This is a genomic window from Mesorhizobium sp. M0626, from assembly GCF_040320665.1.
Classification (GTDB): Bacteria; Pseudomonadota; Alphaproteobacteria; order Rhizobiales; family Rhizobiaceae; genus Mesorhizobium.
The window spans coordinates 1-10,224 of the sequence record NZ_JAMYQD010000047.1 but is presented as its reverse complement, the minus strand read 5'-3'; the positions used below and the strand labels follow the sequence as shown (position 1 = coordinate 10,224).

Annotated in this window: 14 protein-coding genes; 6 read left to right on the top strand and 8 right to left on the bottom strand. The window is 59.4% G+C overall.

Features of this window, described 5'->3' with window-relative positions:
• The 3 genes from NKI37_RS31660 to NKI37_RS31650 form a co-directional block, all read right to left on the bottom strand.
• Positions 1-518 (bottom strand): hypothetical protein (locus tag NKI37_RS31660; RefSeq protein ID WP_352791804.1); only part of this gene is annotated, 518 nt, incomplete at its 3' end.
• Between the two features lie 460 nt (positions 519-978).
• Positions 979-1,191, bottom strand: coding sequence for a hypothetical protein (locus NKI37_RS31655; protein WP_023690461.1), 213 nt, complete (start codon positions 1,189-1,191; stop codon positions 979-981).
• 132 nt (positions 1,192-1,323) lie between these two features.
• Entirely contained in the window at positions 1,324-1,482 is a 159-nt protein-coding gene (locus NKI37_RS31650) for a hypothetical protein (protein ID WP_245276573.1), read from the bottom strand.
• Between the two features lie 414 nt (positions 1,483-1,896).
• On the opposite strand from NKI37_RS31650, the gene NKI37_RS31645 reads away from it, so the two are divergent.
• The 4 genes from NKI37_RS31645 (at position 1,897) to NKI37_RS31630 (ending at position 3,517) form a co-directional block, all read left to right on the top strand.
• Positions 1,897-2,115 (top strand): hypothetical protein, encoded by a 219-nt coding sequence (locus NKI37_RS31645; protein WP_023685378.1) that lies wholly within the window; start codon positions 1,897-1,899, stop codon positions 2,113-2,115.
• 39 nt (positions 2,116-2,154) lie between these two features.
• A complete protein-coding gene (locus NKI37_RS31640) occupies positions 2,155-2,529 on the top strand; it encodes a class I SAM-dependent methyltransferase (protein ID WP_023807738.1) in 375 nt (124 codons plus the stop codon).
• A gap of 585 nt (positions 2,530-3,114) precedes the next feature.
• Positions 3,115-3,339, top strand: coding sequence for a hypothetical protein (locus NKI37_RS31635; RefSeq protein ID WP_023670653.1), 225 nt, complete (start codon positions 3,115-3,117; stop codon positions 3,337-3,339).
• Positions 3,329-3,517, top strand: a complete 189-nt coding sequence (locus NKI37_RS31630) for a hypothetical protein (protein WP_245263151.1) — start codon at positions 3,329-3,331, stop codon at positions 3,515-3,517. Before NKI37_RS31635 ends, NKI37_RS31630 begins: the two co-directional genes overlap by 11 nt.
• Positions 3,518-3,626: 109 nt before the next feature.
• On the opposite strand, the gene NKI37_RS31625 is transcribed toward NKI37_RS31630, so the two are convergent.
• Genes NKI37_RS31625 through NKI37_RS31610 form a run of 4 tightly spaced genes read right to left on the bottom strand, consistent with a single transcriptional unit; the run spans position 3,627 to position 5,169 of the window.
• Entirely contained in the window at positions 3,627-3,905 is a 279-nt protein-coding gene (locus NKI37_RS31625) for a hypothetical protein (RefSeq protein WP_023670652.1), read from the bottom strand.
• 5 nt (positions 3,906-3,910) lie between these two features.
• On the bottom strand, positions 3,911-4,288 hold the full coding sequence (locus NKI37_RS31620) for a transposase (RefSeq protein ID WP_023685380.1): 378 nt from the start codon (positions 4,286-4,288) through the stop codon (positions 3,911-3,913).
• A 34-nt stretch (positions 4,289-4,322) separates the two neighbouring features.
• Positions 4,323-4,637: a LysR substrate-binding domain-containing protein gene (locus NKI37_RS31615; protein WP_081725499.1), complete on the bottom strand. Its 315-nt coding sequence runs from the start codon at positions 4,635-4,637 to the stop codon at positions 4,323-4,325.
• Positions 4,543-5,169 (bottom strand): LysR family transcriptional regulator, encoded by a 627-nt coding sequence (locus NKI37_RS31610; protein WP_023670649.1) that lies wholly within the window; start codon positions 5,167-5,169, stop codon positions 4,543-4,545. The genes NKI37_RS31615 and NKI37_RS31610 overlap by 95 nt, the downstream gene beginning before the upstream one ends.
• Positions 5,170-5,281: 112 nt before the next feature.
• Here NKI37_RS31610 and NKI37_RS31605 point away from each other — a divergent pair, with 112 nt between their 5' ends.
• Positions 5,282-5,821 carry a VOC family protein gene (locus NKI37_RS31605; protein ID WP_031208608.1) on the top strand — a complete coding sequence of 180 codons (540 nt, stop codon included), beginning with the start codon at positions 5,282-5,284 and terminating at the stop codon, positions 5,819-5,821.
• 1,044 nt (positions 5,822-6,865) lie between these two features.
• A complete protein-coding gene (locus NKI37_RS31600; protein WP_023670645.1) occupies positions 6,866-7,168 on the top strand; it encodes a DUF1330 domain-containing protein in 303 nt (100 codons plus the stop codon).
• A 1,566-nt stretch (positions 7,169-8,734) separates the two neighbouring features.
• Here NKI37_RS31600 and NKI37_RS31595 read toward each other — a convergent pair.
• Complete coding sequence (locus NKI37_RS31595; protein ID WP_352446944.1) at positions 8,735-9,484, bottom strand: hypothetical protein; 750 nt, start codon at positions 9,482-9,484, stop codon at positions 8,735-8,737.
• Positions 9,485-10,224 lie beyond the last annotated feature (740 nt).

The following is a 10,224-nucleotide window of genomic DNA, read 5'->3' as shown; positions in this document are numbered from 1 at the left end:
TCGTGGCGCGCCTTAGGCGGCTCAAAGCAAACCAAATCCGGGTGAACGCGTTGGATGCCATATGTATTAGAAACCACGAATAGATAAACGAATGTGTAAAAAACCCATTCCGATTCGATGAAGTCCGACCTGCCAGACGAAATAGGTGCGCTGCAATTCCTCCTCGCCTCGCATGTACCGAGATCAGGCCGCTCAATCTGCGGTCGATCTCTACGGGTTGGAAGCGGCGACCGCCGTGGCGCAGTGCGCTTTGGAGGCTCATTTCGACGGTCGACCAGATGACTATCGCTTTTGGTGCGATGTCTTTCACCAACTGAGAAGAGCAACTGACGGAACTTTTGCCGCGAAATCGTGTTCGTTCGAGCATGACCAGAATAGCCGACCTTGGACCGCCTAAGCCCGGCAAGCCACACCAACCGCAGGACGGGCACGATCGATTTCACCCATGCCCGATCTGCGGCCAGCAGGTCGACAAGCGCGACTTCCGCCAGGTCATGTGGCACGAGCAACCAGATCATGAGCCGCTGGAGCTCGATCAGTGAGGCAGGAACAACTGGGCCGCCAGCCAGAAGCCGACGGCCATCAAAGACAAAACAACGAGTGCGACGAGGAACAGCCTCATCGCCGGTTCCTACCACGCGTCAGAACAAAACCCGCCGACCGAAGCCAGCGGGCTTTTGTTGCAGGGCCGTGGTTTGCTTAGGATGTGGATCGCGGTTCAACACTGGGTGCCAATTGCGCCGTCACTGCGCTGAGACGCCCACGTTTGGTCAGTACTGGCTTGCTGTATTCTTTCTTCATGCAGTCCCTCCAGTGGAAATTTGAGGCAAAGCGCATTTACAGCCAAAGGTTGTCAATCAGCCCGCGCCTTGTCAATTCAAAAGGTGCCCGCCGCCCTTGCGTCCGGCGGACGAGAGACGTCACACCGCAAGCATCTCACCAGCCATGGAATCGTCCAACACCGTCCAGGTACTGAGGTTACCTAGCCGCAGGAGGGTCCTGAAGCCGCACAACCTTGTCGAGATGTAGCCGTATCCGCTGGCCTTCAGCGAAGGACAGCGCAAACGATTCCAGGCCGAATGAGCGTGTAATTTCCTGGTCGGTCTCTATGATGCGGACGACCCATTCGCCACTGGCTCCGACCACTTCCACGCGAGGCGTGGCCTTGCGAATTGACACCACGTTGCTCATCACATCCTCCCTACGAAACGCAATGGCAAGTCGATTTAAGACCGTCGTAGTCGGTAGATCAATAACAAATGCTTGCTCGGATCGGACGAACCATCCTGGATGGGCATACAACGGGGGCTAATGCCACTTCAGTCAGGCGAACCCTCCGGGGAACCTCCCTTGAGATAGCGTCTGCTTCAGGTCGTTGGCATTCAGGATGGCCGCCAGCTCTTCGGCATACTCCATGTCGGGAAGGTCGACAGATGGGTGGCCCGCTACAATAGCCGGCAGCCCGGTGAACACGTCGAACACCGTCCACGTCCCATCCGGTTCCCGCCTTACGCCGTACCGCAGAGTTGCCATGAGGGGATGCTAATGGAAGCCGCGAATATATGGTACAAAAAATGCGAGCGGGCGATCGGACAACGGGCACGCCTTGCAGAAGTTTTGCCGCTACGACGGGTTCGGTCGGGCACGGCCAGAATAGCCAACCTCGGAGCGCCCATCCCCGGCAAGCCACATGACCTGACTGGGAAGAGCATTTCTATGCGCGCCCCATTTGCGCGCAAAAGGTAGACCGTCGCGACTTCCGCCAGGTGATGTGGCACGAGCAACCGGACCACCAGCCGCTGGAATGCGACGCCTAAGAGCGCAGCACAACCCAACTGGTCATCGCTATCGAAGCAGCGTTTGCGGGGCGGCCGCTTCTAGGCGCATGGTGGCTAGATGACCCGAATATGGGTGGGATCGGATGGCGCCACGATTTATAGCGAAACCACTGTCCTGGCCGACCGAACCGGCGGCTGGCTGGTCCGGGCCGGAATGAACCGGGGCAATGCCCGGCTCAACGGCTACGCTCTCGATCAAGTGCACCTGGTCCCGGAAGATCGCGCCGTGGAGGTCGGTTTCGGCGGCGCAGTTTTACTGCCGCAACTTCTCCCGTGAGGCAGCATTCGTTTGCGGGGTTGACCGCTCGCAGATGTCGTGAACGCTGCCTGCCGCCGGTTCGCCGATGCAGTGCGCGGCGGACGAGCCGAGTTCCGAATCGGGCTAGTCGAGGACTTGCCCTTGCCGGATAGCACATTCGACAAGGCTCTCAGCGTCCACACAGTGTACTTCTGGCAAAGCCTTAGAGCTGGATCCGCAGAGCTCGCTCGCGTCAAACCAGGCGGTCGCGTCGTGCTTGGCTTCCTCCCGAAGGCGCATATGGACAGGATGAACATGCCGGCCGAAATTTTTACACCTCGCGAGCCGGATGAGGTCATTGCTGCCTTGCGAGATGCAGGGTTCAGCGACCCTGAAGTGCGGAGACCGAGCACGGGAACCGCATGGCTCGTTGTGACAGGCACGCGAAGATAAGTTTCGGCGCCTGGAAGCGGAAAAGCCCGCCGCCGAAGCCAACTGGCTTTGTTGCAGGGGTTTGCCTAGGCTCCTCTGGGTTCAACACTGGGTGCCAATTGCGCCGTCACTGCGCTGAGACGCCCACGTTTGGTCAGTACTGGCTTGCTGTATTCTTTCTTCACTGCAGTCCCTCTCTAGCGAATTTCGGCAAAGCGCCTTGGGCCTAAAGGTTCTCACTCATCGGTGCAGGTTGATGGCGTGCACACAGCCGTTACGGCCGAGAGCTTCTCGCGCTTCTTTAGTTCCGGCTTCTGATAAGGCTTCTTCATGCAGGGTTCCCCACGTTTGTCCCTCAATGCGAAAATGCGGTGCGCCGACCACGATTGTCAACCGGAAACACTGAAGTAGCGGCCGAGCGACGCCAGGGGCCGGCACGCGCGGTCAGGGCGGCGTGCGCAGCGTGGATGCTGCAATTGCCTGGCCGGTTGCCATGGCCTGCTAACGAGCGCACACTGCTGCGGTCGCCTCGAAAAATCAAAAACAAACAGGCACGAGGCGCTTGGGAGCGATCATCAGGCTTTCGCCCGACCAGGGAGAAGGCCCATGCCCACACCGGCACAGAGCCGGCTCATGTATTTTATGGGCCAACTCGTTCACAACGAGAGCATCGTTTCCAAGCAGGATATTATCGTCGGCTTACTGGATCACGAAGGCAGTCCGACGGCCGACGCCGACGAATTGCTGGCGAACTTGCATCGATCACTGCAACAGGCCCGACAGAGCTTGCACGAGGCGCAAGAGATCTATGGAGTCAGAAATGCGGAGTAGCGAAAAAACAAAACTCGCATACACAGCCGCAGAGTTCGCCGAAAAACACGGTTTGACCGTGAAGGCAGCCGAAATCATCCTGTCCGTGAACGGCTCCTCACGTGTCGCTTGCGATGCAGCAGCACGCTCATTCAAAGAAGCGGTTGCGCACCGAGAACACAGCAATGACGGCGAATGAGGCCCGCGCCTGCTTCCGAGGCTGCGCGGGCCGACCATGACGAGTGGAGAGGACATCTTGGTCACCGGCAGGAATCGCTGAAGAACGAGCCGGGTGTGACCGAACAGCCTCAGAGCGAGGTTGTTCCCGACTGACGCAAAAAAGCCCGCCAACATGAGCCGGCGGGCCAAGTAATGGGTCGCTGTCCAATGAACGCGTTAGGTGTCTTCAGATGGATTTTGGTCGAGAAGCCGCCGCGCGTCAGGCGCAACAAATCGGGCGCCGATTGAACGCCCTGCGGACGCAGGAACGCCTTCGTCTCGCGGGCGCTCCGCGTAAGCAAATCTTCGCCGCCGAGAAGCTCAATCGTCTCGGCCCAACCGTCGTCTGCAAGCAATTCGTGTGTCATCGCAGTTAGAATCCCACCCGATTCCGCAGGGCAATACCTATCTTATCGCCTAGGCCCTTTGCCCCTACCGCCGAGACATGACCGCGCACCACGGAGCTGTCGAACATCTGCACCAGGTGCGCCGACGACGAGAGCGCAGCGAGATGATCAAAGAACGTTTCGAACACGCCCGCCTTGCTCAGCCGGTCGAAGCGTTTCCAAACGCTGTTCCATTTGCCGAAACGCTCCGGCAGCGCTCGCCATGTAATGTTGTGGACTGAGAATAGTGCAGAGCCTCCACGAATAGCAGGGTCGTCCCGACCCTTGGCTCCGCGCCGTGGCAGCGATCCGCGGAACACCTCCAGCGCCGCCGACCAATCCATCTCCGTCATCTTCGTAGACATTGCCGACCTCCAGAATCAGTCGGCAATCTATGAATCACACCGGATTCCTCTCAAACCAATACCGGTGTCGTTGCGCCCACTTCTGTGCCGGATAAGCAGAGAATAGGCCGGCAAACGGTGAACGCAGTTCGGGGAGTACCCGCACCAGATCGAGCTGATGGGCGAGATAGCCTGGAAGAAAGCTGATGCCCAATCCTATCGCCACGAGCGCCCTCACCGTTAGCAGATCATCGCAGGTGAGGCCCCCTGTCAGGTCAACACCGATCTTCCGGTCGCCCGCCAGCATCGGCAGCGGTCGCGCCCATGCCTTGCTGAGGGCGATTAGATCGTGATGTTCGAGTTGCTCCAGTGAGACAGGTGTGCCCCGGCGGCCGAGGTAGGCCTTGGAAGTGTCCTGAAGGACCCGTCACGAAAGCGCGTGAGATCAGGCTGGAATCGCGCAACGGGCCGACGCGCACGGCGAGGTCGATGCCGTCGGCGACGAGATCGGCAACGCGGTCGGTGACGAAGAGATCAACGGCGACCGCCGGATAAGCCTTACGGAACGCTGCAATAACAGGCGGTAGAAGCGTCTGCGCGATATCCACTGACGCCGTCAGCCGAAGCTGTCCGTCCATCCCCGCCGACTCTGCGCGAAGCTCAGCTTCGACGGTCTCGATTTCTCGCAGCGCGATGCGACACCGCTCGAAATAGGCTTGGCCCTCGGGCGTAGCGCGCAGCTTTCTGGTCGTGCGCTGGATCAACGAGAGCCCGAGCCGTCGCTCCAGGGCCGCGACCTTGGCGCTCACTGTCGTTGCAGGCATGCCGAGACGGCGCGCCGCGCCGGCAAAGCTCCCTGCCTCGAGGACGTTGATGAAGACACATATCTCGTCGATGCGCATTCCCGGATTATGCAGAAAACGGGATGCTCATTCCAGTCATCTCATATTTTCCGGGCAATGCATTTGCGCGATATTTACGCTTGTCGAAATCGCCAGCAGGGGAGCGGAGGCCATGAACGATCAATCGATCAATCCCAATGACGCCGCCAGCTTCGTCGAAAAATATGCCATCAACCCGCGCGTTCGGGTCGGTCACGTCCATCTCAACGTCGCCGACATCGAGCGATCGCTAGCCTTTTATTGCGGTGCCCTCGGGTTCGGCGTCAACCTGTCGCTAGGCGAGGAGGCTGCCTTTCTCGCGGCGGGCGGATATCACCATCATCTGGCGCTCACTAACTGGAAAGGCCGCGGCGGCGCCGCGCCCCCCATTGGCACGACGGGCCTACACCATGTCGCCTTTCTCAATCCGACACGGGCGGCGTTGGCGGCTGCGCTGCGCCGCCTGCGAGCAGCAGGGGTGACGCTCACCGGCGCGAATGACCATGGCGGCTCGGAGGCGATCTATGTGCGCGATCCCGACGGCAACGGGGTAGAACTCTATTGGGATCGCCCGGAAGCGGAATGGCCGCGCAACCCGGACGGCGCGCTGAAACTGGTCAGCAATCCGCTCGACGTGGACAATCTCGCCCACGAGGGGGCATCAGACTGCTAAGCTGGCCACCGCCATGGCGGGCTGCGTTCGGAGGACTGCTGCGACAGTGCTAGCCATTCACCGAGCCACGGAGCCGGTTGGCTGCGAGCGGAGGGCAACCATTCGGCTGGCGGGCTTCGCCACCCCAGGTAATAAAGTGTACGCTTCGAGAAGACCGTCGGCAAACTCAAGCGCTTAAAATGCATCGCAATACCCTGCGGGAAGAGAAGCGAAGCTTCGCATCCGAGCTTAGGACTTGACCGGCGGCTAGCCAGACGGCTCCCGCGCGGCTGAGACGGCCCTGTCCCGTTCCTTTGGATGAACTGCGCCTTGTGGCCGGTGATGTTCTCGATCGCCTTCAAAAGGGGTCGATGGAGCTCACAGAGCTTGGCATGCTCGCTGTGGTACGCACAGCGGCCCGACGATGCTCTTGTGCAGCGCTTCGGCTGCCGCCAGGAAGCGCTCGATTTCAGCCCGGGAAAGCTGTTCGGAAGGTTTGGTTCTGGCCATTGGTGCTTGCGCAATTACTAATTAGTGAAACCTTACGTTCTTCTGGGGAGTAGACGTGAGACCGGTCGGTCCAGCTATGGGGCGGCATTGAACATGATGTTTTTTCCGCGATTACTGATTGGGATGTTTGCCACGTCGACCGTGGTAGCGACCTGGACTTACCTAGCAACCGATTCGTTCTGGAAGTCCCTTGCATGGACCTTGCTGATTTTTATCATTCTTTCAGGTTGCATATTTCCTATTTTCATTCGCGCTTTTCGACAAGCTTTGGTTGAAAAGAACCGAAGAAATACCGAACCCTGCCGAGCCTACCTGTCGAGACGGCGGTGTCTCATCTGAAGGGCGCTCGATGACGCTTTGAGGGAGACCGCCAGACACGAGAGCAGCGATCATGCTAATCTTTGCGAACTATGCGAAAGAAGGAAAGCCGTGGCAGCGCCAACAATCATCGAAAAGCGCGCTGGCGCTGGATGTCGCCACGGAGATGGCCGTTAGGGTGCGGACCGACGACGCCGAAGCCGAGGAGGGCGAGCGAGGTCTAAGGAGGAAACACAGATGGCTGCCTATCTGATAGCGGACGTAGACGTAAAAGACGCTGCCTTGTTCGAGGAATATCGGCGGGACGTTCCCGCTACCGAAGAGCGGTACGGTGGGCGGTACCTGGGCCGCGGTGGCGCCACCAAGGTTTTGGAAGGTGATTGGGATCCACACCGACTGGTCATTGTCGAATTCCCCGACATGGCGTCATTGATGGGCTGGTATAATTCGCCGGAATACGCCCGGCTGATCGAGATCCGCAAACGTTCCGCTAACACCAGGATCATCGCTTTAGAAGGGATTGCAACGCCTGCGGCGTGACCCATAAGCGCGGCCAGCGGACCCGACGACAGTTGGGCATCCTCAGCGTCATTTCTTCCTCACGGCGAGATGCCGGAGCAGCAAGACCACTTAGTACACTCTATGATCAATTTGCCGCTGCGCCGGCGAGCGAGCAAAAGACGCGGGAACAGGTGTCTCGTGACCGCCGTGTTATCCCGATCATCCGAAGACGTTCGCTCTGGTGCGGGACGACTTCAAGTCCTTTTTCAAGGGTTTTCGGAGGTTGGCCCACGGCTGAAGGGCTGCACAACCAAGGGGCGACGATCAGCTTCTCCACCTTCAGACACATCGTGATAACCTGTCGGCCATGAAATCGGTGGCTTGAGAGAAACGTGGGCGGGCCCCAGGAGACTAATTTCTGCCCATGGGGAAGGCGATGTCCGCGCTAGCCGGAATGTCAGCTACCGAAGATCCGCCGCGTGAAGGCTGCCAGTCCGCTAACGGCCGCCCCAAAGCTGCCGGTCAAGACAAGGTCGCGTTGGAACCGATCCTTCGCATCCCCCGTTATCGAATGGAAGGGACATTACTTGCCATTAGGAGATGAAGAATGAAACGGCTTCTTTTTGCCACTGCCATGATGGCTCTTTCCAGCGGGCTTGCGTTCGCGGGGACGACAGGGACAACAGGGACGACGTCGAGTGGCTCCTCCACTACCACAACGATGCCGACGACAGATAACAACACGGATTCGACCACAACGAAGTCGACCAATTCGAACTCAGCGAAGGACTGTGCGCCGGGCCAGCAGAGTGGCAGTGCTAAGCAGGCCGCTCCTGGTCAACAGGATGACACCAGTGCCAAGTCCGCAGCCCCTGGACAGATGAAAACGACTGCCGAAGGTTGCTAATTGTGGCGGGAGGGGCCGGTTTGCACCGGCCGGAATGGATGCCTCCCGCTGCCGACCGGCGGCAACGGACCGGCCCGCGCCCTTCGATCAGCGCGGGCCGTTTTTCTGAAAGAACCTCCCTTAATCGTCCAAGGAGCCTGCAGCCTTTTCTTGGGCGAGCCGGAATGCATAGTTGGTTGCGGATGTGATTGTTGAATAGCGGCCCTTGGTGAAGGCAGATTTGAACGCGACAAACGCCTCAAGCGGCACGTCCAGGAAATCGTATTGCTTCCCCCCTCGCTCAAAACCAGACCGAGAGAACCCTGGTCCGGGTCAATAGTCGAACTCATCGAGGTCAGCGGCATGGTGCGTTTCAAGAAACCAGCGTGAGCCGCGGCCAGCCGGGTATGGACCGCCCTACAGGCTGAGCTGTATTCGAAGATGTGGCCGGGCGTAGAATGACGTCGCGTTCCGCCGCTTCGCGCGCCGCCCTGATCGGAGTTTTCGCGTTGACGGTGTGGGTGGCCGTCACGGCATCGGCTGCGATATCCTCAACACGGTATTTCGGCACTTTTGTTCCTACGCGTCGGTAGCGACTCCGCTTGTTTAGGGTCGCCCTCAAAGAGGAGAATAAGGTGGCAAGCTCGTCGTCGCCCTGCCGCCGGGGGTGTGACCCGGCGGCTTGGACGTTCGGCTAGGATCGCTCGGCTGTGACCGCCTTACGGCGTTGCCGCGGGAGTCTGCTTGGCAGCCATCTCGTCGATCTTCTCGGCAAGCACGCCGTTGGCCCATTCGGTGACCTTGGCGTCGACCGGCTTGTTGGCCATATCGGCGAGCGCGTCATCCAGCGATGGGACGGCGGCAGCAGCATCGGCCGCCGCTATATTGGCCGTATCGAGCGCTGCCTGCGCTGCATCGATCTGCTCCTGGGTCGGGACTTGGTCGGCCGGAGTATTCGGGTCGTTCAATTTGGCGTTCAAAGCGTCGACTTCGGCTTGGGCGGCATCCACCGCGGCTTGGGCGCTCTTCGCGGCCGCCGACGCTGTCACATAAGCCTGAATGCCGGCGAATTTCTTGCTCTTGGAGTTCATATATGCGTTGATGTTGCGCTGCAGCGAGTTCAGCCGGCCAAGCTTGGCGTGAATGTTCTTGTCCTTAGGCGTCGCGGCGACCTCAATGTCGTCGACGGCGACCTGGTCGTCGGCCGAGGCCTTCTTTCCGGCGTGAGCCGATGCCGACTTGCCGTGCGAAGCGCTGTTGCCGGACTTCCCGCCGCTGTTGCCGGACTTGCCGCTATTGCCGTGACCACCGCCATTGCCGTGACCACCGCCACTGCCGTGACCACCGCCATTGCCGTGACCACCACCATTGCCGTGACCACCTCCGTTTCCACCCGCGCCAGCGAAAGCAGGAGCGGTCACTAGCGCAAGCGCGGCAAGCGCTGCCAACAGCGTTTTTCGGGATGTCATGGTACCTCCTCAGTCGAATAGCCACCTCGCCGATTCGTTATAGAGCGGCTTATAAGAGTTTCCTAATTCGACTGAATGAACTTTAGATAAATGCTTGTTGCAATGAGCGACTGACGACTGCGAAGCGCTTTGTAACCCTCTGAAATCTAGCAAAAAACTCCGGAGTCGCAGACCGTATCGCCCTTTGCGCGACTGAAGTCCCATACCGATCGGACCTTGGTCGGGCGATGCACAACCGCGGAATGCTTGCGGCATTTCGGAGTATGGCGTCACCGTGTGGCTGTGACTGCGCATTGGTAGACAACTCGCCGGGCGAAGACCCCAACTACCTCGAGCCCGGCGAGCCTTACACCTGATCAGAGTACGCGATCAGGACCGGGGATCAGCCGGCGAAAGATGTGGGTGCAATATGGGTGCCAAACTATTCGTCCCAAATTGGGACCATGCTGCGGCCTGCAAGCTGCGCTTAGGTCTCATAAAAGGCTTAGGCGTTCGCATCGGAAATGGCGATAGCTGGTTAGATCTTCCTTCCTCCGTTTGTATGATTCGTGGGCATTGGCAGGCGTGCGATATTGTTTGCCGGCGGGCGCTGAGTCTCACCGGTCGGGCCCAGCGGCCCGCCCGCCGCAAGGTGTCCCCCCGCGAGGTAGTGTGCTGAGAGTTCTGCAAATTCGCTGAGAGGGGGCGGTCATGGCAGGCTGGTGATTGTTCACGTCACCTGATTCCCGCGAAGGAACGCC

Excerpts from the sequence above, each read along its gene's own strand:
- NKI37_RS31655 (WP_023690461.1), bottom strand. The coding sequence starts at position 1,191 with ATGAGCAACGTGGTGTCAATTCGCAAGGCCACGCCTCGCGTGGAAGTG.
- NKI37_RS31645 (WP_023685378.1), top strand. The coding sequence starts at position 1,897 with ATGACCCGAATATGGGTGGGATCGGATGGCGCCACGATTTATAGCGAA.
- NKI37_RS31635 (WP_023670653.1), top strand. The coding sequence starts at position 3,115 with ATGCCCACACCGGCACAGAGCCGGCTCATGTATTTTATGGGCCAACTC.
- NKI37_RS31630 (WP_245263151.1), top strand. The coding sequence starts at position 3,329 with ATGCGGAGTAGCGAAAAAACAAAACTCGCATACACAGCCGCAGAGTTC.
- NKI37_RS31625 (WP_023670652.1), bottom strand. The coding sequence starts at position 3,905 with ATGACACACGAATTGCTTGCAGACGACGGTTGGGCCGAGACGATTGAG.
- NKI37_RS31620 (WP_023685380.1), bottom strand. The coding sequence starts at position 4,288 with ATGTCTACGAAGATGACGGAGATGGATTGGTCGGCGGCGCTGGAGGTG.
- NKI37_RS31610 (WP_023670649.1), bottom strand. The coding sequence starts at position 5,169 with ATGCGCATCGACGAGATATGTGTCTTCATCAACGTCCTCGAGGCAGGG.
- NKI37_RS31605 (WP_031208608.1), top strand. The coding sequence starts at position 5,282 with ATGAACGATCAATCGATCAATCCCAATGACGCCGCCAGCTTCGTCGAA.
- NKI37_RS31600 (WP_023670645.1), top strand. The coding sequence starts at position 6,866 with ATGGCTGCCTATCTGATAGCGGACGTAGACGTAAAAGACGCTGCCTTG.
- NKI37_RS31595 (WP_352446944.1), bottom strand. The coding sequence starts at position 9,484 with ATGACATCCCGAAAAACGCTGTTGGCAGCGCTTGCCGCGCTTGCGCTA.